Here is a 20714-nt window from a genome sequence, read left to right on the forward strand (position 1 = left end):
GCGCAACCCCGGACAGCCTCAGGCCTCGCGCCCGCCAGAGCGGAACCGGCACGTCGATCCACAGCGGGTCGATCACCACCACCCGGACCACCGCCTCCAGTTCATCCACCGACTCCCCCGGCTCGGGAAGGATCTTCTCGACAATCCCGTCGCCCAGACTCGCCAACTGCATCTGACCGACCAGAATCTCCGCCTCCTCCCACTTGAGTTTGTCCTGGCCGTGCTCGAACTCAGCCAGCGCCAGCGAAAGCTCCGCGATCGTCAGATCGACCCGGGCGTAGATGACCTCCAGGTCCGAAGCCGCGTTGTCCTTCGCCGCCGCCTCGATCCGCTTGAGATCCTCCTTCTTTCGGATCAGCTCAGCCCGCGCCATCTCCAGCTTGTGCGTACTCTCCGACTGCGCCTTCAGTTGCGCCAGATGGGCACGCTCGGCCCGATCGTCCAACTGGACGAGAACCTGACCGGCCCCGACCGCCTCGCCCGGTTTGACCAGCACCTGAGTTACCCGCCCAGCCCGCACGAACGAGAGGGCCGCGTCGCCGCTCGGCTTGGTGATCGCCTCGACCGAATCGGCAAGACACACCGGCCTCGCGCCCGCCACAACCAGCAGAACGCCCGCCCAAAACAGGACGCGCTCCTTGCCTCTTGCCCTCGCCCAGCAGAGTGATGAATCCGCCATAGCTCACGCTCGCTTCACAAAACCGTTGCGCGCTCGCGCACTCGAAACGACACCCTGCTTCCTTCCCCGCCGAGAGCCCGCAAAGACCCTCTAATAGAATATCGAACCGAACCGCAGACGCTGTGAGGGGATTCCGCAGGGGCGAATACGCGCGAGCTGCAGGCGCTGGCACAACGACGGCCGACCGGCGGGCAAGGCTCCTGGTGTCCTGCAAGTATTTGTAAGGCATGGACGTGCGGTCAACGGGCGGCGAGGCCCCCGCCCAAACGCCAAGCCCCAACCGCATCAACGGCACAACCGCAAAAAGGACACGCCGCCTTTTTTCACCCGACCCGCCGAGCGCGTCCGATAACCAAGCCGCCGGCAAACCGACGTCCACGCCATCACGGGCGTGCAGCCCTACGGCTTTAGATACAGGAAAAGGAAACTCAACCCCACGTACAGCGTCACGCCGATCGCCAGCGACCACCAGATTCCGATCCGATTGCACAGCATCACCACCGCCAGCACGTACATCAGCCACGGCGGAATCGTGTAGAGAAAGCCCTTGGCGTAGCTGATCACCGGCGCCTTGCCGCCCGCCTGGTAAATCAGAAAAAAAGTCAGGACGGTCATCGAAGGAAACTGGCTGACGAACGCCGCCAGAAACCCGTGCCCCCGCGCCCCCACCATCACCGTGCCGCTGACCACCAGCCCGCCGATGACAAAATACATGAGAAATTCGCCCATGGTTCGTTGTCCGCAAAAAAACACCGATTCGACAAACCAAAGGCCGTAATCATACCTCTTTCCCGCCCGCACTCAAGCCCATCTTGCCACGCGGCGCGAACAAGGCCGCGGAAGGCGGGAATCTCCGTCCTGCAACCGGAAGATGGTCGCCGCACGCCTCGTCTGACACAGCTGTCCACCGCCGCGCCCGCGCCGGTTCCTACGCCGGTTCAAGCTGCGGTTCGGCGGTCCGCCGGCGCCAGAACTCACCGACCCGCTCCGCCGTGCGAACGAACGCCACGTAAAGCGTCGGCACGACCACCAGCGTCAACACGGTCGCGAACGCCAACCCGTAGATCACCGCGATCGCCATCGACGCCCACCACTCGCTCGACTCGCTGCGCGTGCTCCATGCGAAACTGTGAAAGTCGTAGCTGATGCCCGTCGCCATCGGGATCAGACCCAGAATCGTCGTGATCGCCGTCAGCAGCACCGGCCGCAGCCGCGTCGCGCCCGCCTCCACCGACGCCTCGATCAACCCCATCCCCCGGTCCCGCAACTGCCGCGTGTAGTCCAGCAGCACGATCGCGTTGTTGACCACGACCCCAGCCAGACTGATCACGCCGACCCCGGTCATGATGATCCCGAACGGCATCGAGTGAACCAGCAGCCCGCCCAAAACCCCCACCAGCGACAACACGACCGTCGTCATAATGATGCCCGGCACCAGCAGCGTGTTGAACTGGGCCACTAAAATGAGCACGATCAGCAGGATGGCCACAATGAACGCCTTCGAAAGGAACGCCTGCGCCTTGTCCTGCTCCTCCTTCTCCCCCGCGTAGCGAATCTGGTAGCCCAACGGCAATTCATCACTCAGCGGGGCCAGACGCGCCTGCACGTCGGCCAGCACCTCCGTGCCCAAGCGACCTTCGGCGTCCGCCGTCAGCGTGATCACCCGCTTGCGGTCGATCCGGCTGATCGTCCCGAACCCACCCGTGTAGTGAAACTCGCCCAGCGAGCTCAACGGAATCGCCTCGCCCCGGGTGTTGGGCACCCGAAGACGAAACAGATCGTCAATGCTCTCCCGCTGCTCGACCGGCAGCCGAACCGTGATGTCGTACTCGTCCTTGAACTGGCGGTACTTGCCCACCTCGCTGCCGAAAATCGCCGTCTTCAGGAAGTTCCCGACCACCGCCGTGTTCACCCCCAGCAGCATCGCCCGACGACGGTCGACCCGGAACGACAGCTCCGGCCGGCTCGCCTCGTGGTCGCTCCGCAGGTTCACCAGGCCCGGCACGTCCGCGATCAGGTGACGCGCACGCCCGCTGATCCGCTCCAGTTCCGCAAAATCCTCGCCCACCAGGCGCACCGTGATCGCCGCCCCGGTCGGCGGGCCTTCCTCCTCCTTGGAAACCTTGATCTCCGCCCCGGGAATATCCGTCAGGGCCGCCCGAATCTCAGCCATCGCCCGCGCCGAAGGACGCGGGCGCGTCTCGTACTTGTGAAACTCCAGCGTCACCGCGGCCAGGTGCTCGCCCGAACTGCCGCCGCCCAAGTGCCCGTCCGAACCGGCGCCCGACCCGACGTTCGTGATCACCCGCTGAAAGTCCGAAGCAAACGGCCCGAGCCGCTCCTCGACAATCCGGGCCAACCGGTCGGTCTCGTGGATGTTCGTCCCCTGCGGAGCTCGGAGGCTGATGATGGCCCGGCGAGGGTCGATGTCCGGAAAAAACTCGATGCCGTGGCCACGCTTGCCGTACAGCACGCCCAGACCGATCAGCAGCAACACGGTCAGGCACACCGTGGCGACCCGGTGGGCCAGGGCCGTCTCCAGGAACCGCCGGTAACCCGCCATGAACCGGCTCGGCCGACCGTCCTTCTGCCGCCGCGCCGTGACGAACACCGAACTGAGCGTCGGGTTGATCACCAACGCCACAAACAGCGACGAGATCAGCGTGATGATCAGCGTGATCGGCAGGTACATCATGAACGAGCCCATGATGCCCGGCCAGAACAGCAGCGGCGCGAACGCCGCCACCGTCGTCAGCGTCGAGGCAATCACCGGCCAGGCGACCTCGGCCGCCCCGTCCATCGCCGCCTGGACCCGATTGCCGCTCAGCGTGTAGTACCGGTAGATGTTCTCCACGATCACGATGGCGTTGTCAACCACCATGCCGACCGCCATCACCAGGCTGAACAGCACGATCATGTTCAACGTGTAACCGAGCAACTGCAGCACCACGAATCCCAGCAGCATGCTCAGCGGAATCTCGACCGCCACGATCAGGCTGGGCCGCCAACCCAGGAACAGCAGCAGCACCACGATCACCAGCACCATGCCCGAGGCCAGGTTGTTCTCCAGGTCCGCCACCATCGCCCGAATGTCGTCCGACTGATCCAGCGTGATGTCGAACCGCACCCCCGCCGGCACACGGGCCCGAAACTCGTCCAGAACGTACCGCACCGCTCCGGCGATGTGCAGGATGTTCTCCCCCACCCGCTTCTGAACCGTCACCGTGATCGTCTCGCCGCCCGCCAGGCGGACCACGCCGTCCGGACCGGCCGCCGGAGTCCACAAACGCGAAAAACCCTCGCGGTCCTTGAACGTGTCGCGAACGCGGGCAACGTCCGTCAGGTGGATCGGCTTGCCCTCGCGAACCGCGATCACCAACTGATCCACCTCCTCCGGCTGAACGAACTCCGCCGGAACCCGAACGTTGAACTTGGTCCCCGGAGTCTCCAACCCGCCCGCCGAAATGTTGACGTTCTCCGAGGGAATCAGGCTCAGAATCTCGGGAATGGTCAACCCGTAGGCGCTGAGGCGGTCCTGGTCGATCTCCAACCGGATCTCCCGCTCCACCCCGCCCAGCACGTCGCAGTTCAGAACGCCCGGAACCGTCTCCAACGCCTCCTCCAGGTCGTCCGCGATCCGCTTGAGCACCACCGGCGATACGTCGCCCGACACGTTGATCATGATGATCGGGAACTCGGCGATGTTGATCTCCATCAGACTCGGCTCTTCTGCCTCGTTGGGCAGCTCCGCCTTGGCCCGGTCCAGCCGGTCGCGAACGTACTGCATCGCGTCGTCCACCTTCACGTCCGGCAAAAACTCGATCGTGATGATCGACATGCCCTCGGCGCTGGTCGATTGGAGCTCCTTGACCCCCTTGAGGCCCGCCAGCTCCTTCTCGATCTTCATCGTCACCGACGACTCGACGTCGGCCGGAGCCACGCCTTCATACACCGTGGTCACCACGATGAACGGCACCGGCACGTCCGGCGACGCCTCGCGCGGCAGCGTCACGTAGCTGTAGATCCCGAACACGGCGATCAGTACGGTCAGCACCGCGACGGTGATCCGATTGCGAATGGCGGCGTTCGAGATCATCATGGCGCGTCTCCCGCCGCCTTCACGGTCTGCAGGGCGCTCTGCGTGCTCGGGTCCGCCGGCACGATGTGGACCGGCTGGCCGGGACTCGCCAGACGCTGGCCCGCCACGATCAGCAGCTCGCCCGGCTCCAACCCGCTTACCGCCTGAATGTTCAGGCCCCGGATGATCCCCAACTCCACCGGCCGACGCTCGACCTTGCCCTCCCGAACCACGTAGACCTCCTTGCCCTCCTCAAGCGGAATCACGCTCGCCAGCGGAACCATGATCACGTCCTGAAGCACCCGGCGGGTCAGACGCACGTTGACGATCTGGCCGCTCCGCAGGCGGTACCCGCCCTCCCCCGATCCGGCCTCCGCCTCGATCCGGTTGGGCACCGTCACCTCAATCCGCGTGGTGCGCGTCGCCTCGTCGGCCACCGCGTTGATGTACGTGATCGTGCCGGTAAGCGGCGCAGCCTCTTCGCCGCGCCGAAGGACCTCGGCGGTCTGGCCGACTCGCAGGAAGTCGGCGTCCCGCTCGGACACGTCGGCCTGCACCTTCACCGTGTCGATATCGACGATCTCAGCCACCACCTCGCCGGGCGCAGCGTACTCGCCCGGCTCCATGACCCAATCGTTGAGGATGCCGCCGATGGGGGCGGTGATCGTCGTGCGGGCCAGCATCCGCTGCGCTTCATCGAGTTGGGCCCTGCTCACGTCGCGACGGGTGCGCATCTCGTTGAGCTCCGTCTCCGACGCGACGTTCTGCTCGTGCAACCCCCTGATCCGCTCAAACTCCTGCTGGTCGTACGCGTGCTGCGCCGCCACACGCTCCCGCTGCGCCTCCAGCAGCTCCCGATTCAGAATCACCAGCGGATCGCCCGCGCTCACCGGCTGACCCTCCGCGATCTCGCTGCCCGCCGGCAAAACGCCGCGCGGACCGCTCGCCTCCGACGCCCGAACCCCGTAACCCTCGATCCGCCCCGAAACCTCCGCAGCCACCTTGACCACCGCGTTCGGCTGAACCACCGCGGGCAGCACGAACGTGTCCGCCAACTCCGCCACCGGCGAAACCGGCCGCACCGTCACGTTCACCGGAACCGGCTCGACCGGAGGAACGCTCTCCTTCGCCGTGGGAATCGAAGCCACCAGACCCACAAGCACGAGCCCAGCCAGCACCAGCCCCGCCGCGATCCACCGCCCGCGCCGTCCGCTCCGCACGCGAACCGCTGCGGCCTCCGTGGTCGATCTCTCGTTGTTCTCTGTGGTGGTTGTCATCTGTGGTGCTCTCCATGTCCGCTGACCCCGTCGCGGGCGCTCGGCGCGTCCGGCTCGGACGGCCCTGGCTCCCGCAGTACCCCTTGCAGGATCGCCCGCATCATCGTCTCACGCAAGTTCTCCGCCCCCCTCCAGTGAAGCCACCGGTCGTCCTCCGGCCGCGTCACGTGCAACGCCGCGATCCCGTGAATGCACGCCCACAAGACCTGGGCGACCAGTTCCGGATCGGCCTGCAACTCCTCCCGAATCTGGCCCAAAGCGATGGCCTCCTTGATGTTCTGAACCAGAAACGCGTACGCGTCCCGCTGCGGATCGCCCCGGCCCCGCTCGTCCAGCTTCCGCTCGTCCGTCTCCATCGTCTCCGGCGACGGCTTGGTCATGAACATCAGCCGGAAGTGATTCGGGTGCTCGATCGCGAAATTCAGGTACACCGCCCCGCACGACCAAATCCGCTCCACCGGGTCCGGCTCGTCGGCCGTCGCGAACATCGCGTCCGCGAACGACTCAAAATCCTGACCGCAGAGCTCCTTCATCAGGTCCGCCTTGTCCCGGAAGTGAACGTAAATCGCCGCCGGCGAATACTCAATGGCGTCCGCGATCCGCCGGATCGACACCGCCTCGTACCCCTCCTGGACAAACAGCTCCCGCGCGGCGTCCATGATCTTCTGACGCACCGCGTCCTTCTCCCGTTCCCGTCGTTCCCGAGTTCCCATATCGAACTCCTCAATTGATATGGTAATCATACTAATCACTGTTCATTTTGTCAACGACGTTAAGCGAATTATTGCACTGTGTTAACAGTTGCCTTCGCAACGCGAGGGAGGAACAGCACACGCTCTGACCTATAGACGAGGCAGGGGAACGAAATCAGGGCGGTCGTCGATGATCAGTTTGGCCAGGAGTTCCGAGAAAGGAACTTCCAGTGCGCCTAAGTTGCGGCTAACCATGAGGTTAGCAGCCAGGCCCGCCGCTTCCCCCAGGGCCATCATCGTCCGACTCAAACGGCACGTCGAGCCGGCGATGTGGCTGAAGCCCGCGCAGCGGCCCGCTGCCAACAGATTCTCCAACCCCTTGGGAATCAAGCACCTATACGGCACGCCGTACGGCCGGTCAAGCCACTGGTGCAGATGCCCCTGACCGTGGACATCCAGCGGATGGTCGCAAATCGCAACCATGTCCGCGTGATCCTGCCGGTCGTACCCGGTCATCACGTCGTGCTCGGTCAGCGTGTACTCGCAGACGATCCGCCGCGTTTCGCGAACGCCGATCTGCGGGGCGGTGCCCATAAAACGACAGCGGCGATACCACGGATCGCGGCGGCGGAAGTAGTCGAAGTGCGAGAGCGACCGCCGCCTGGCCTCGGCCAGCAGCGCGCCGCGGTCCTCGTCGATCCAGCGGATGCCCGCCATCGAGCCGCACGTGTTGATCGTCCGGTAGCCGGGCGGGCACTCCAGGACGTGGGCGTCCTTGTCCAGCAGGCCGGGTTCCACGTCGTCGGGCAGGTCGAAGGGGACGTCTTCGCCGGTGTATTGGACGGCGTAGATCAGGTCAAGGGCGTTGAGCCGCCGCTGAGGGGTTTGCGGGGCGTGCGGTTCGTTGAAATCGGATTGGGCGTCCTCGCCCAACCGCCATTGGCAGCCGGCGGCGACGCAGAGATTGCCGTCGGCTGAGGAGTCGATAAATACGCGGGCGGCGATGCGGTGCTGTTGTCCGTCGCGAACCACGACGATGTGCCGGACGCGCGTGCCTGCGACTTGGGCGGCGACGAACGGGGTATCGGTCAGCACCCGCAGGTTGGGGTGTTGACCGAAGAGTTTTTCGACCGCCCAGACGTACAGGTCCACCGGAAACGGCAGCGACCAGCGGACCTCCGGCGGCGCGCCGCGGAGGGTGGATTCGTAGGGCACAAGCGGATTGGGATGGTGCGGCAGCATGGTTTGCCAGATGGTTTTGGCCAGGCCGCTGCCGCCGGCTGAGGGTTCCCAGCCGTTGATCCAGGCATTGACCGCCGTCCCGCCGATCCGCTGGTTCTTCTCGATCAGGATCACACTGGCCCCGGATTCGGCGGCGCGTACGGCGGCGCCGATCCCGGCGCTGCCCGCGCCCACGATGCATACGTCGCAGTCGTACATGAATTATTCCTACAGCGGGCTCACGTCCTGGACGAGCGGCCAGACGATCATCTCCTGGACCACCAGGTGGGCCGGCAGGGCGCAGACGTCGGCCACGATCCGGCCCAGTTCGTCCGGTTTGATGCACTTTTCGGCCACCTCGGGCGAAAAGCCTTCGAGCTTGGCCGCCCGCAGGAATTCGGTATCGCCCCATGAGGGGATCACGCAGGTCGCCCGCGCCCCGTGCGGGCGAAGCTCGACGTACAGCGAGCGGGTCAGTTGCACCAGGCCGGCCTTGGCGGCGGCGTAGACGCCCCACTGCGGCCAGGCCTCGACCGCGCAAACCGATGAGACGTTGACGATCGTGCCGGATTTTTGCTTTCGCATCTGGGCGGCGGCGCGGCGCGAGCCGAAGGCGGCCCCGGTCAGGTTCACGTCGATGCAGGAGCGGATCTGCTCGTCGGTCTGATCGGCGATTTCGGCGATTTGCACACCGGCTCCGGCGTTGTTGACCAGGATGTCCAGCCGCTTCGACTTGTCGAGCACGGCGGCAAAGAGCCGGTCCCAATCGGCTGAGCTGGTCACATCGGCGGCGATGGGTTCGGCTCCCACGTCGGCGGCGACCCGTTTGAGGTCGGCTTGGCTTCGCGCGGCGATCCAGACCCGCGCCCCGCGCATCGCCAGCATCCTGGCGATGCCCGCCCCGTATCCGCGTGACGCCCCGGTGACCACCGCCGTTTTGCCCTTGAGCGATTCGTTCATAGCCCGTCCTCCAGATGGCGTTGCGTTCGATCATACCGGCGCACAGCCCCGGCCGCCATGAACGGCGGACCGAGAAAGCTGGACGATTCCCAGGCCGGCGTGCGGAACCCGCTCGGGCACCATCGTGTTGCAGAGGTATAGGCGATCGAGCGAGTCGCTCCTAATTGGCACTTAATAGTATAAATTAAATTAATGTATTTACCGATGCAGACCCGATTCGTATGGCTTCCATCACTGATGGTGATTTTTTCCTTGACTCAACCTGTCACATATAGTACATGTGACAGGTAATCATGAAGCTGGAACCGCTGGCGAAAACGAGTCTTCTGGATGACACGGTGCATACGCTTCAGCGCAGCATCATCGCGGGCGGCTACGAACCGGGCAGCGTGCTGAGCGGCGAGGGCAAGATGGCCCAGGAGCTGGGGGTGTCGCGTACGGTGGTCCGCGAGGCGATGCGGGTGCTGGAGGCGCGGGGGTTGGTGGAGATCGCCCAGGGCAAGGCGCCGCGGTATCGGGGCGGCAATCCCGAGGCGGTTTCGGCGAGTCTGGAAGTCCTTCTGATGCGGAAGGATCACGGCTTGATGGACCTGCTGGAAGTTCGGCGTCATCTGGAGACCGAGATCGCCGCCCTGGCGGCTGAGCGGGCGACGCCCGAGCAGATTGAGGCGATGCAGCAGGCGATCGACGATCTGCGGTTGGCGAAGGATGATCTGGACGCGATGGTCGAAGCGGACATTCGGTTTCACAACCTGCTGGCCGAGGCGACGGGCAACCTTGTTTTCCGCATCATTCTGGAACCGCTGATGGGCGTGTTGCAGGCGGCGCGTCGTCAGACGCTGACGGTGTCGGGGGCCGCCCATCCCGCGGACCGGCATCAGATCATTCTCGAGGCGATCAAGCGGCGTTCGCCCGATGAGACCCGCGAGAACATGGCCAGGCACCTGGAATTGACGGCGCAGTTCGTCGCCCGGCATTACCGGCCGGCGGATTAGCCGAGACGTCACATCGTTCGTCTTGACCGGGGTATTGCGAGCGGCACCGAGGAACGTGCCTCGAAACAGCCGCTCTGGGCTTTCTGTAAGGAGGAAGAACATGTTCAAAGGCAGCGTGCTTGTCTTGGCAATGGTATTGTTGGGCGCGTTGGGCGCGTCGGCCCACGCCGACGGGGTGATCAGCATGAATATCGTCACCGTGAGTGAGAACTTCCTGAGCCCCGAACTTGTACCAGGCAACAGCTTTACGGCCGGTGTGGTCCCCGCGGCCAAGTGGAACGATTCCACCACCCCCTCGGGCGCCTGGATGGGCATGCACGACGATGCCGGTACTTGGAACGGTGCGGAATTCACCATGTATTACACCACGAATTACACGCCTCAATCACCGTGGCCCGGATATTCCGCAGCCATGGCCAATGAGGCGGACAACAAACTCCTGTCCGGGCACGTCTATAACCAGTCGGGAACCGATACCCTCGCTCAATTCCGTTATATCCCCTACGCGGCGTACGACGTGTACATCTACTACAACAGCGCCGCCGTGACAAACAACTATCAGACCTTCGCGATCGACGGCACGTCGTTCTCGGCGGTCGGATCGGAATTGACGATGGGAGCGGATTCCGCGTTCGTGCTGTCCGACGGGACCAACGACGCCAACTACGTGAAGTTCTCGAACGTGAATCTGGCTGAGTTCACCCTTCGGGCTTCTTCGACGGGCAGTTCGTACAGCTACTTCAACGGCTTCCAGATCGTCGAGGTGCCCGAGCCCATGACGATCGGCCTGCTGGCCTTCGGCGGCCTGCTGCTTCGCCGACGGGTTTAGCCGGGTTACTCTCCGCTGAAAAGGCACGCGTGGAAAGCGGCTGATCCCAAAACGATCGGCCGGCGTTCCACGCGTCTTTTTGTTTTTACCGGTTCAATCCAGTCCCATCGACGCCGGATCGAAAGACCTGGACAATCCGCAGGTCCGGTGATAGAAGATCCTTGGGCGCCGGCCGGTTCGATATATGCCGAAACACCGCTGCGAGGACATGTTGGACGAGGTTTTGGGGGGGACGAGTTTTCGTCTGTACAAGGCGTCGTGGGAGACGATCGAGCGGGAGGAATCGTACACGGTCCAATCGCCGTTCGCCCGGCTGCTGTGGATCAAAGAGGGCGACGGGGCGGTCCACCTATTCAGCCGGACCATCCCCTTGAAGGCCGAGCAGTGCGTTCTCGTGCCGACCGAGACGGCGGCGCGGTTCGAGAAGCCGGCGGGCCTGAGTTTCTACTGGACGTACTTCCGCGCGGACTACGCCGGCTGCGTCGATCTGTGCGAACTGCTGGCGCCGTCGCGTCTGACGGTTCGGATCGCCGACGGCGAGCAGCGGTTCGGCGAGCTGATCCGGTGCTTTAACCGCGACGAGGCGGCGGCGCGTCTGCGGAGCACCGCCGTTCTGATCGATCTGCTGGCGCGTTTTTTCGAGGGCTGCCGGCTCGACGCGGTTCGGGAGAAGATGTCGCGGATGTCCCGGCTGGTCGGGGTGATCCGGTTCATCGACGAGCATCTCGACCGGTCCATCGGGATCGGCGAGCTGGCCGCCCGGCTGCATTTGAGCGAGAAGTACTTTTCGAATCTGTTTTCATCGGTGATGGGCGAGCCGCCGACGGTTTACATCAACCGGCGGCGGATTGTGCGGGCGAAGCGTCATCTGCTGTTCTCGTCGCTGCCGATCGAGGCGATCGCGGGGAAGGTCGGGTTCGCCGATCCATTCTATTTCTCGCGGCTGTTCCGCCGGTACGAGGGGGTTTCGCCCCGGACGTATCGGCGTCAGCAGCTTTCGCGGTCATGAGAGGCCGAACGGCGGGTGAACCTCGCCTGCGGCGAGAACCTCCCGCCCTACCATTGCCCGTCAGAGCGTCACGCGGGTTCCGCTTTTTTGCGATTGGTAGGCGGCGGCGACGACGGCGAGGGCGGCCTGGCCGTCCTCGAAGGCGACGGCGGGTTGACGGTCACGGACCAGGGCGTCGATGAAGTCGTCGAGGCATCGGCCGATGGAGTAGTACCAGAGGGGATTGTCGTTGTCGGTCGGCACGGTCGGGACGGCGACGGCGGAGCGCTCGATCGCCTGGCACCGGACAAAGCCGTCGTCGCAGACGGCTTTCTTGGCGGCTTTGACCAGCGTCAGCGGACTGGCGCCGCTGTCGTCGATGACCAGGGTGCCTTCGGTTCCGTAGATGGTCTTGGGTTCGGTCCAGGGCAGTTCGGTCATGGCGTACGAGGCGGCCAGCGTGCCGACCGCGCCGTTTTCAAACTCGATGGTGACGAACGCGCTGTCCTCCTCCTTGTGGGCGGGCTTGACCATGAAGCGTTTGGTGACGGCGGAGACGCCAGCCGCCTCGCCGAGCAGGAACCTCATCAGGTCGATGTGGTGGATGCCCGAGTCGATCAGCACGCCGCCGCCGGACTTTTCGCGGTCGCCCTTCCAGTGGTCCGGATCGTTCATGCGGTCGATTTCATTGCCGAGGATGAAGCTGGTCATGAACATGGGGCGGCCGATCGCCCCCTGGTCGATAAGCCGTTTCGCCTGTTCGTGCATGGGCATGAATCGCTGATTGAGCACGCCGAAGAGCCGCCGTTTGGCGGAGTGGGCGGCGGCGATCATCCGCTGAGTCCCTTCGACCGAGAGGGCCGGCGGTTTTTCGCAGATCACGTGCTTGCCCGCCCGCAGCGCCTCGATCGAGACGCCCTCGTGCAGGTGCGAGGGGAGGCAGACGTCGATCAGGTCGATGGCCGGATCGTCGATCAGTTGTCGGTAGTCGCTGAGGCCGGAGAGGCCGTAGCGCCCGCAGAGGCGCTGGCGGGCGGCGTCGCTGATCTCGGCGACGACCACCTTCGCGACGTTGGGGTTCTTCGTGTGGGCGTGGACGTGCGGGTAGCTGATGGAACCCGCCCCGACGAGGCCGATCGTGAGCGCCATGGGTCGTTTCCTTGTTTAGAGCATGCCTTTGATCATGCGGTTGTAGTGCCAGGTCACGTAGTCGACGATCTCGTAGCCCGAGCCGATGTGTTCGATCGACAGATACCCGTCGTAGCCGGCCCGCCGGAGTTCGTCGATGATCCGCGGCAGGTCCAGCTCGCCCATGCCGGGGGCTTTGAAGTTGGTCCACTTCGGTTCGAGCGTCCGCTGATACTGTTGCCAGTCGAACGAACCGGGTCCAAAGCCATCGTGGACGTGGACGTGTTTGATCCGCCGGCCGTGTCGGCGGATGAAGGTCAGGTGATCGTCGGGTTTGCCGGCAAGGTACAGGTGGATCGGGTCGTAGTTGATGTACAGGTCGTCGCGTCCGACCGTCTCGAACATCTTCTCGCACGAGGCCAGCCCGTGCACCAGGTGATTGACCACCGGCTCCATGCCGAACTCGACGCCGCGTTTAGCGGCGTGGTCGAGGACTTCCAGGCACGTCTCGCGGAGAAGCTCCCACGCCTTGGGCTCGTCGCGGACGATCGGATTGGCGGCGTCCGGGTCGCCGCTGAAGCCGTGGACGAACGGCACGCCGATCATCGCCGCCTGGTCGATGCACTTTTTGTACTCAGCCAGGTATTCGGCGCGAAGGGCCGGATCGGTGGCGATCATCGGGAAGTGGGCTGAGACGGCCGAGATCGCCAGACCATGGCGGGCCGCCAGTTCGCCGGTTTTGCGGACCTGCTCGTCCGGGATGCTCAGGCCCGCGTGCCGGTTGGCCGGACCGTAGTTTCGCTCGGCGAACAGCTCGATCGCGTCGGCCCCGGTCGCGGCGACGGCTGGGATCAGTTCCTCGATCGGCCGGATTTCGCCCTTTCGCCCGTAGATACTGGTGATCAGCGACGTCTTCATCATCTTCTCCTTGATGGAACCGGCGAAGATCGTAAAGCGCGCCGCCAGCCTTTTCCAGTTGATAATGGTGCAACGGCGGACGGCCCGCCCGCGCCGGCAGCGCCCACCGCGCCGAACCCCGCCCAACCCGCTGCGCGAAGGGTTGTTTGACAAGAGGGGGACACCGCAAACGCGAGAGGGTTACGGAGGCATCTTCAATTTCCGTCGATATCCGGAGGATAGTCCTCGCGATCAACGCGTTGTCGGGCGTCCGTATCGATGTAGCCGAGATTCCGCAGGTGCCACAACACGGAGTGCCAGCCGCACTGGAGCCGCTGAGCCACTTCGAGTACGCCGGCCTTCGAGTTGATGGGTTCGGTCGCGTGAGAAACGGCCTTTTCCACAAGCCTTTCCGGCATCAACACCATCGCCGCGAAGGCGTTGGCCCGGCTCTCGAGGTCCTCGGGCGCCCACGAACCGCTGGACAGGGCAAGCCGGCGGCCACGAGAACGATCGTAGAGGATGTGGCACAGCTCGTGGGCCAATCCGAATCGTTTGCCTGGTCCGTGCCGGTTATAGGCGTGCGTCGTGTTGACGAGGATCCCCGGCTGGTGATCGGGCGACGCCACCGCCAGACCGCGAACCGAATCCGTAATCAACATCCTTTCCTGCGCGTCGATGCCAAGGTCCCTGATGATCCCGGCAATGTCGAGCGGGGCTGACTCCTGATCCGCGCCGAGGGCCTGGAGAAAATCCTTTGCCAACTCGTAGCCCTGCTGCCATGGGCGAATCTGGTAGGACGGCGGCGGAGGCGTACGTTCCAGAGGACACAAGCGATCGGATTCACGGCCCATTCGCGACAGATCAACCACGTATTGGGCCAACGTCACCGCATCCGATTCCTGAATGTCCGGCGCCGCCGAGGCGAGCATGAGGGCGGCGTCTCCCGAGTCGCTGATCACAAGGTGGTCGGGACCGGTCTTGGCGGCGAGAAGGGCGTCCGCAGCGCCGTTGAAGCGTTCGATCATCCGCTGCTTGATGGCGCGCCACCGGGTCTGCATCGTCTGCTCATCGGCGCCGAGCGCCGCCAGCCACATGAGCCGACGATCCGTCTCCGTCGTCGAAAGGCAGGTGACCCGTCGCCTGAGTTCGCGGAGCGTCGAGGACTCAGGCAGCCGCTCAAGCAGATGGTCGATCGCGCTGGACAAGACGTCGAAAAGCACCCCGGCCACCGTTTCGGGGGCAACCGTCGCACGGCCCCGATCGCAGGTGAAGCGGTAGTGTTCGGGCATGCCCGCCAAAGGGGTCGGCCCCCAGGATACCTCGATGTCATCCCGAAGGCGTCGGAAGACCACGTCGGGGAACAAGCCTCCGTCACGGGCGGCACGCAGAGCGTGTCGCCGCCACCAGCTCGACCATGCCTGTTCCCAGGCGCTGAGCCTGCCGGTGTCCTTTTCGACGAAGTAGGGGGGGAAAGCCGTTCTCTGTATGGAAGACCAGGCGTCGCTTTCGACGTTGCGGACGGGCAGCCTCTCTTCGTGCAACAGGGCGTCCCAGTTCTCGATCAGCCACTCGAAGAGCGGCAGGAGATGCCAGGAGACGCTGGGCAGGATGCCGCCTTCTTCCAGATGCGAGCAGAGGTTCACCCCGTTGACCCAGATTTCGAAAGCCCCCCAACTGGCGCGCATCTCGGGGGAGACGAAACCGTTGGCGTCGGGATCGTCCCGAAACTCCACTCGCAGAGCGAACGTGTTGTCGCCCTTGATCTTTCCCCAGCGATCCGCCATTCGAACGTCCTAGTTCCAGAACCTTTTGATATCGCGTCGGTTAACGACGCCTTGGTGTTCCCATTTCTCCCGAACGGTTTGAGGGACTTCGACCCATCCCACCGGATAGCCGTGCCAAACGTCCGTTCCATGCCGTTGCGCACAAAAGGCGCGGCCCTGGTGATAGGCATACCGTTTGTCGCCTGCCACCTCGCTTCGCTCCAACAATTCCCGGGCCAACCTTGGCGTGACGTCTTCCGGACATCGGGACCCCTTTCGGCCAGGCTGCCAGGGATCCTTATGCTTTGGGTTGCCCTCATATCTCACGAAGCCGGCCCCATAAGAATGACTGCCCCATTATCATTATTATATAGTTCTGTGTTTGTATCTTCAAGGTGATCTAATTTAGCCGCGTCCCTTGGCGTACCAGTCGGGATCTTCGGCCAGCTTTTTCTGGGCCTCTTCGATCATCATGGCAAACGCCGGATGGTCGCTGGGCCAGGCGCGTTCGTGGAAGTCGGTTCCGTCCATCTTCTTGATTTCGGGCATGGCTTCGCGGAAGTAGCTGCCGTAGATGTGCAGGGAGTCGACGATGTCGACGTAGCGGCCGACGTTGACGGGCCGGCCGATCTTCTGGCTGATGCGCTGGGCCACCTGCCGCTGCAGGTCGGTCAGGGCGTAGGCGTTCATGTACCAGGCCTTGTAGAGGTCGCGGCTTCGCCAGTGCGAGTTCATGTTCAGGACGGCGGCGCCGGCTTCGTCGTCGATGATGCGGAACCAGAGCCGCTGAAGGCAGGGCGGGTCGTAGGTCTGCGGGTCGGCGGTCGGCATCCAGGTGATGGCCTGAGCCCGACGGGTGTGGAAGGTCTGGGAGAGTTTTTCGACGACGTAGGCGATCTGGTCCACCGCGGCGAACGGCTTGGGGCCGTCGGCCCGGCTCAGGTCATTGGTCGGGCTGTAGGCGAACAGCCGCTCGTGATATGTATAGGTCCACTTGTCCTCGGCTGGGTTGATCCAGTGGTCGTGGATCCCGTCGCAGACCTCCTGGCGATAGGCCTCCAGCTCCTCCGGTCCGCCGGGAAAATTCTTGTGGATTCGCGGCTCGTTGAACGGGTTGGCGACGGTGATCATGACGGTGGCGTCGCGGCTGAGCGGATCGCCGGGCTTGTCGTACTCGGTCCGCACCTCGACGCCGTGCTTCCAGACCGCCAGCACTGCCTTCTCCCACGCCTCGGGCAGGCAGTGGGCCGTCACCGTCAGGGTCGGTATGTTCCCGTCGCGCGCCATATACGTTAGTCCTTTCTGGAAAGCCACTTGCGGAAAGACCGGTCGAGCGGGCCGCTTGCCCCGGCCTGGAGCATACTTTACGCCGCCCGGCTCGTCAGTGCAAGTCCAAACCGTCGTTTGGGCCTGAGGGGGGCGGAATTCGGCCGCTTTCTTGACTTGAACTTATAACCGTACAACAATTCCTTTGACGTGCGTCAATTAAGTGGTTATTATAAAATTTGTAGTCATCATAACCATCAGCCGTTCGAGAGGAGTTTGCGTTGTCGCCCGATACCTCCGCAAGTCAGACGAGCACGGACGCCGGCGACGATCTGAGGCGGCTCGCTGAGCGGATCTTCCAGCTCAACCTGATGTTCTGGGCCCTTCGCCACAAGAACCGCACCGATGATCCCAACGACCTGACCGAACCCGAGTTCGCCACGCTGGATACGCTGGTCGGTCACGGCGTGTGCACGGTCGGGACGCTGCAGAAGGCCCTTAACGTTCAGCCGGCCCAGATGTCGCGGATCATCCGATCGCTGGAGGCCAAAGCGGGCAAGAAGATGGTTGAATGCCAGTTGAACCCCAAGGATAAGCGGCGGATCGACGTGACCGTCACCGCCCAGGGCCGCAAGGCCTATCAGGACTACCGCGAGCTTCGCCTCGACGCGAACATGGAACTGCTGGCCAGTCTGTCCAAGACGGAACAGCGGGAGCTGATCAAGTTGCTGGACCGGTTTGGGGCGTTGATGTCCGAACGGCTGGGCGGCGAGAAGTAGCCCTTCTTCCGGAGAGGTTTGTCCACCACCGGTGGCGAGAAGGGGGCGTTCGCGTTTCCCCGATTACTTGGCGGCTTTGTCGCCACCCTGCGGGGTGACGGTGGTGGAGACGTTGGAGGGCGGTTCCTGCGGTTTAGCCTTTTCGCCCTTGGGCCACCACCAGAACAGGTCCAGGCGCTGCTGGTCGCTGCGGATCACGCGGCTTTGCATCCTGTTTTCCCGCTGGGGTTTATAGCCGTAGGCGGTCGGGTTCGAGCCGTCGAAGAAGTAGCGGGGCGGACCGGTGTCCCGGCTCTCGGCGCATCCGCTCAGGCCGGCCAGCAACACCAGGAGCACCGCCCCAAGCCAAATCCTTCCACTCGTCATTCCGCGGGTTCTTTCCACAAATACAGATTCTAGCAGGATTTCGCTCCGGTTCAACCGCCTTCTCCGGGCCGCCCCGGCCGCTGGGCGGCTGGAGACCCGTGGCGAATTGGGTCTTTCATCCCGGAGCAACACCCTCTATAATGCCCGGTGGTGGGGTTTTCCGTGAACGGGCAACCGCATACCTCTTTGCCGGGATGATTCCCGGGGACCGGGCCTTGCGGCCGCTTTGTCTTTGGTGGGGTTCAGGACAAAGGAGGATCACATGGGAGCGGGTTCCGCTGCGGACGGCAACGGGGACGTGGGCCGACCGGGACTGCCTCAGAAGACCACGAGCATCTGTCCCGAATGCCTGGAGGTCCTTCCGGCCGAGCTGTACGAACGCGAGGGGAAGGTCTGGATGGCCAAGCGCTGTCCGAGGCATGGGGAGTTCGTGGAACTGATCAGTTCCGACGCGGCGTTCTTCGAGAAGATGGACCGCTGGGACTGGGAATACCCAGCGGAGTTGGAGCATCAGGACGTCGCGTCGAAGAACGGCTGTCCCAACGACTGCGGGTTGTGCCCGTCGCACCGCAGCCGGGCGATGATGATCAACATCGACCTGACCAACCGCTGCAACCTCGACTGCCCGGTGTGCTTCGCCAACGCGAATCGGTCGGGCCGCGTCTACGAGGTGACGGTCGAGCAGATTCGCCGGATGCTCGACGCCAGCGTGGCCGCCTATGGCGACGCGCCGCCGTGCGTCCAGTACAGCGGCGGGGAGCCGACGGTGCATCCGGATTTTCTGGAGGTTCTGCGGATCTCCAAGGAGGCGGGGTTTGCCCAGATCCAGGCGGCCACCAACGGCTTGAAGTTTGCCCGCGATCCGGGTTTCGCCCGCGCCGCTTCGGAGGCTGGGCTCAACGTGGCTTACTTGCAGTTCGACGGGGTCAGCGACGAGGTGTACCGGCGGACCCGCGGCCGTCCGCTGTGGGAGCTCAAGCAGCGGGCGGTCGAGAACATCGCCGGCGCGGGCATGCAGATCTGCCTGGTGCCGACCGTCGCCCGCGGAGTCAACGACCACCAGATCGGCGCTATCTACCGATTCGCGCTCGAGCACATCGACGCGGTGGCTGCGATCAGTTGGCAGCCGGTGGTCTTCACCGGGCGGATTGACTTCCAGCAGCGCCTGGCCATGCGTTTCACCAACGCCGACCTGGCCCGGTGTCTGGAGGAGCAGACCGGCGGCGAGGTCGCGATGGACCGCGACTGGTACACGCTGTCGTTCGTCGAGCCGTTCTCGAAGCTGGTCGAGGCGATCACCGGCGAGCGCCAGGCGGCTGTCTCGTGCCATCGGCACTGCGGGCTGGGCACCTATGTGGTGGTTGGCCGGGACGGGCGGCGCGGGTATCCGATCCCGAAGTTCATCGACGTCGAGGCTTTGATGGGCCGGATGCACGAACTGGCGGCAAAGCTCGGGCAGCGCCGATGGTTCAAGAAGCTCACGCTGATGCGAGCGCTCAACGACCTGCCCGCGATGTTCCGGCCGGACCAGGCACCCGACGGCTGGGACACCAGGGTGCTGTTGGATTTCATGAACGCGTTCGTCGACTTCCGCCGGCGCTATCCGGACAACACGGCGCGGATCGAGGACGTCAAACAAACCGGATGGCGATACCTCTTGATGGTGGCGATGCACTTCCAGGACGTCTACAATTACCAACTGCCACGGGTGCAGCGGTGCGTGATCCACTACGCCGCGCCCGACGGGCGGTTTTATCCGTTCTGCACGTACAACTGCGGACCGAATTTCCGCGAGCGGGTGGAGCGGGCGTGTTCGCGGCCGATTGGCGCATCGATTCCGGCGACCGCCGGTGCGCCGGCCGCTTCGGAAATTTCAGCCGGTCGCCGATGACCGGTGGTATGAACGCATCGAACGACAACCGGGGCGATCCGTGGGCCAGGGCCCGGGCCCAGATGGTGGCGTGGCAGATCGAGGCCCGCAACGTCCGCGATCCGCGGGTGCTTCGCGCGATGGGCGAGTTGCCGCGCGAGCGGTTCGTCCCGGCGGGCCAGCGCGATCAGGCCTACGAGGACCGCGCCCTGCCCATCGGCTGCGATCAGACGATCTCCCAGCCGTACATGGTCGCGTTGATGACCGAGAAGCTCTCGGTCGGGCCGGACGACCGCGTGCTGGAGATCGGGACCGGCTCGGGCTATCAACTGGCCCTTCTGGCCATGCTGGCCGGCCGGGTCTACACGGTCGAGTGCCAGGCGGAACTGGCGGCTGAGGCGCGGAGCGTGCTGGAGGAATTGGGCTTGGTCAACGTGGAGTATCGCGTGGACGACGGAAGCCTCGGCTGGCCCGAGCACGCCCCGTACGATCGGATCATGGTGACCGCCGGGGCGCCGGAGGTTCCCGAGGCCCTGGTCGAGCAACTGACCGACGGCGGGATCATGGTCATTCCCGTCGGACCCGAGGACAGCCAGACCCTGCTGCAGATCCGAAAGGATGGGCAAGCGATCCGGCGTCAGCCGGTGATCGCGTGCCGCTTCGTCAAACTCCGCGGCAATCAGGGCTGGCCTGAAAGCTAGTGCCGTTTCCATAAACTCACTATCGTTTTTCCCGAGCGTGCTGATTTCGATACGTGACGTAGCGTTGCAGGGCTCGGCGAAGTTCGTCGTGGCCATGGTAGTCGGTGTTTTCGAGCACAAAGCGTTTGATCGGCGTGAAGTGACATTCGATGGGATTCAGCCATGAGGCGTTGGTGGGCGTCCAGATCAGATGGATGTTGTTCCGGCGGCACCAGCGGCGGA

At 64.2% G+C, this 20714-nt stretch carries 19 protein-coding genes; 6 read left to right on the forward strand and 13 right to left on the reverse strand.

The annotated features are described in order from the left end of the window. The 7 genes from GXY33_15085 to GXY33_15115 all read right to left on the reverse strand — a co-directional run. Positions 1-679 (reverse strand): biotin/lipoyl-binding protein (locus GXY33_15085; protein ID NLX06461.1); only part of this gene is annotated, 679 nt, incomplete at its 3' end. Between the two features lie 399 nt (positions 680-1078). After that, the gene (locus GXY33_15090; protein NLX06462.1) at positions 1079-1408 is read right to left on the reverse strand and encodes a DUF3147 domain-containing protein; all 330 of its coding nucleotides are present in this window, start codon (positions 1406-1408) and stop codon (positions 1079-1081) included. Positions 1409-1607: 199 nt separating this feature from the next. Continuing rightward, positions 1608-4778 carry an efflux RND transporter permease subunit gene (locus GXY33_15095; GenBank protein ID NLX06463.1) on the reverse strand — a complete coding sequence of 1057 codons (3171 nt, stop codon included), beginning with the start codon at positions 4776-4778 and terminating at the stop codon, positions 1608-1610. Then, on the reverse strand, positions 4775-6034 hold the full coding sequence (locus GXY33_15100) for an efflux RND transporter periplasmic adaptor subunit (GenBank protein ID NLX06464.1): 1260 nt from the start codon (positions 6032-6034) through the stop codon (positions 4775-4777). Before GXY33_15100 ends, GXY33_15095 begins: the two co-directional genes overlap by 4 nt. Continuing rightward, positions 6031-6747 carry a TetR/AcrR family transcriptional regulator gene (locus tag GXY33_15105; GenBank protein ID NLX06465.1) on the reverse strand — a complete coding sequence of 239 codons (717 nt, stop codon included), beginning with the start codon at positions 6745-6747 and terminating at the stop codon, positions 6031-6033. The genes GXY33_15100 and GXY33_15105 overlap by 4 nt, the downstream gene beginning before the upstream one ends. Before the next feature lie 129 nt (positions 6748-6876). Further along, a complete protein-coding gene (locus GXY33_15110) occupies positions 6877-8166 on the reverse strand; it encodes an FAD-dependent oxidoreductase (protein NLX06466.1) in 1290 nt (429 codons plus the stop codon). Between the two features lie 9 nt (positions 8167-8175). Then, complete coding sequence (locus GXY33_15115; protein NLX06467.1) at positions 8176-8907, reverse strand: SDR family oxidoreductase; 732 nt, start codon at positions 8905-8907, stop codon at positions 8176-8178. Positions 8908-9200: 293 nt separating this feature from the next. On the opposite strand from GXY33_15115, the gene GXY33_15120 reads away from it, so the two are divergent. The 3 genes from GXY33_15120 (at position 9201) to GXY33_15130 (ending at position 11740) form a co-directional block, all read left to right on the forward strand. Further along, positions 9201-9902 carry a FadR family transcriptional regulator gene (locus tag GXY33_15120; protein ID NLX06468.1) on the forward strand — a complete coding sequence of 234 codons (702 nt, stop codon included), beginning with the start codon at positions 9201-9203 and terminating at the stop codon, positions 9900-9902. A 100-nt stretch (positions 9903-10002) separates the two neighbouring features. Continuing rightward, on the forward strand, positions 10003-10731 hold the full coding sequence (locus tag GXY33_15125) for a PEP-CTERM sorting domain-containing protein (GenBank protein ID NLX06469.1): 729 nt from the start codon (positions 10003-10005) through the stop codon (positions 10729-10731). Positions 10732-10915: 184 nt separating this feature from the next. Beyond that, on the forward strand, positions 10916-11740 hold the full coding sequence (locus GXY33_15130) for a helix-turn-helix transcriptional regulator (protein ID NLX06470.1): 825 nt from the start codon (positions 10916-10918) through the stop codon (positions 11738-11740). A gap of 60 nt (positions 11741-11800) precedes the next feature. On the opposite strand, the gene GXY33_15135 is transcribed toward GXY33_15130, so the two are convergent. The 4 genes from GXY33_15135 to GXY33_15150 all read right to left on the reverse strand — a co-directional run bounded on the left by GXY33_15135 (position 11801) and on the right by GXY33_15150 (position 16797). Beyond that, complete coding sequence (locus GXY33_15135) at positions 11801-12868, reverse strand: Gfo/Idh/MocA family oxidoreductase (GenBank protein NLX06471.1); 1068 nt, start codon at positions 12866-12868, stop codon at positions 11801-11803. Between the two features lie 15 nt (positions 12869-12883). Continuing rightward, on the reverse strand, positions 12884-13765 hold the full coding sequence (locus tag GXY33_15140) for a sugar phosphate isomerase/epimerase (protein NLX06472.1): 882 nt from the start codon (positions 13763-13765) through the stop codon (positions 12884-12886). Positions 13766-13959: 194 nt separating this feature from the next. Beyond that, complete coding sequence (locus GXY33_15145) at positions 13960-15531, reverse strand: ImmA/IrrE family metallo-endopeptidase (protein NLX06473.1); 1572 nt, start codon at positions 15529-15531, stop codon at positions 13960-13962. A 384-nt stretch (positions 15532-15915) separates the two neighbouring features. Continuing rightward, positions 15916-16797: a hypothetical protein gene (locus GXY33_15150; GenBank protein NLX06474.1), complete on the reverse strand. Its 882-nt coding sequence runs from the start codon at positions 16795-16797 to the stop codon at positions 15916-15918. 260 nt (positions 16798-17057) lie between these two features. Between GXY33_15150 and GXY33_15155 the strand changes: the two genes are divergently transcribed. Further along, entirely contained in the window at positions 17058-17555 is a 498-nt protein-coding gene (locus tag GXY33_15155) for a MarR family transcriptional regulator (GenBank protein NLX06475.1), read from the forward strand. 63 nt (positions 17556-17618) lie between these two features. On the opposite strand, the gene GXY33_15160 is transcribed toward GXY33_15155, so the two are convergent. After that, positions 17619-17921, reverse strand: coding sequence for a hypothetical protein (locus GXY33_15160; GenBank protein ID NLX06476.1), 303 nt, complete (start codon positions 17919-17921; stop codon positions 17619-17621). Between the two features lie 262 nt (positions 17922-18183). Here GXY33_15160 and GXY33_15165 point away from each other — a divergent pair, with 262 nt between their 5' ends. Together GXY33_15165 and GXY33_15170 are read left to right on the forward strand one after the other, a co-directional pair. Next, positions 18184-19812 carry a radical SAM protein gene (locus GXY33_15165; GenBank protein ID NLX06477.1) on the forward strand — a complete coding sequence of 543 codons (1629 nt, stop codon included), beginning with the start codon at positions 18184-18186 and terminating at the stop codon, positions 19810-19812. Between the two features lie 8 nt (positions 19813-19820). Then, positions 19821-20492 carry a protein-L-isoaspartate(D-aspartate) O-methyltransferase gene (locus GXY33_15170; GenBank protein NLX06478.1) on the forward strand — a complete coding sequence of 224 codons (672 nt, stop codon included), beginning with the start codon at positions 19821-19823 and terminating at the stop codon, positions 20490-20492. 19 nt (positions 20493-20511) lie between these two features. Here GXY33_15170 and GXY33_15175 read toward each other — a convergent pair. Next, positions 20512-20714 (reverse strand): IS630 family transposase (locus GXY33_15175; protein NLX06479.1); only part of this gene is annotated, 203 nt, incomplete at its 5' end.

The organism is Phycisphaerae bacterium, assembly GCA_012729815.1.
Taxonomy (GTDB): Bacteria; Planctomycetota; Phycisphaerae; order JAAYCJ01; family JAAYCJ01; genus JAAYCJ01.

Excerpts from the sequence above, each read along its gene's own strand:
- GXY33_15135 (NLX06471.1), bottom strand. The coding sequence starts at position 12,868 with ATGGCGCTCACGATCGGCCTCGTCGGGGCGGGTTCCATCAGCTACCCG.
- GXY33_15090 (NLX06462.1), bottom strand. The coding sequence starts at position 1,408 with ATGGGCGAATTTCTCATGTATTTTGTCATCGGCGGGCTGGTGGTCAGC.
- GXY33_15145 (NLX06473.1), bottom strand. The coding sequence starts at position 15,531 with ATGGCGGATCGCTGGGGAAAGATCAAGGGCGACAACACGTTCGCTCTG.
- GXY33_15125 (NLX06469.1), top strand. The coding sequence starts at position 10,003 with ATGTTCAAAGGCAGCGTGCTTGTCTTGGCAATGGTATTGTTGGGCGCG.
- GXY33_15160 (NLX06476.1), bottom strand. The coding sequence starts at position 17,921 with ATGACGAGTGGAAGGATTTGGCTTGGGGCGGTGCTCCTGGTGTTGCTG.
- GXY33_15130 (NLX06470.1), top strand. The coding sequence starts at position 10,916 with ATGCCGAAACACCGCTGCGAGGACATGTTGGACGAGGTTTTGGGGGGG.
- GXY33_15120 (NLX06468.1), top strand. The coding sequence starts at position 9,201 with ATGAAGCTGGAACCGCTGGCGAAAACGAGTCTTCTGGATGACACGGTG.
- GXY33_15140 (NLX06472.1), bottom strand. The coding sequence starts at position 13,765 with ATGAAGACGTCGCTGATCACCAGTATCTACGGGCGAAAGGGCGAAATC.
- GXY33_15170 (NLX06478.1), top strand. The coding sequence starts at position 19,821 with ATGAACGCATCGAACGACAACCGGGGCGATCCGTGGGCCAGGGCCCGG.
- GXY33_15165 (NLX06477.1), top strand. The coding sequence starts at position 18,184 with ATGGGAGCGGGTTCCGCTGCGGACGGCAACGGGGACGTGGGCCGACCG.
- GXY33_15105 (NLX06465.1), bottom strand. The coding sequence starts at position 6,747 with ATGGGAACTCGGGAACGACGGGAACGGGAGAAGGACGCGGTGCGTCAG.
- GXY33_15095 (NLX06463.1), bottom strand. The coding sequence starts at position 4,778 with ATGATGATCTCGAACGCCGCCATTCGCAATCGGATCACCGTCGCGGTG.
- GXY33_15115 (NLX06467.1), bottom strand. The coding sequence starts at position 8,907 with ATGAACGAATCGCTCAAGGGCAAAACGGCGGTGGTCACCGGGGCGTCA.
- GXY33_15100 (NLX06464.1), bottom strand. The coding sequence starts at position 6,034 with ATGACAACCACCACAGAGAACAACGAGAGATCGACCACGGAGGCCGCA.
- GXY33_15150 (NLX06474.1), bottom strand. The coding sequence starts at position 16,797 with ATGGCGCGCGACGGGAACATACCGACCCTGACGGTGACGGCCCACTGC.
- GXY33_15110 (NLX06466.1), bottom strand. The coding sequence starts at position 8,166 with ATGTACGACTGCGACGTATGCATCGTGGGCGCGGGCAGCGCCGGGATC.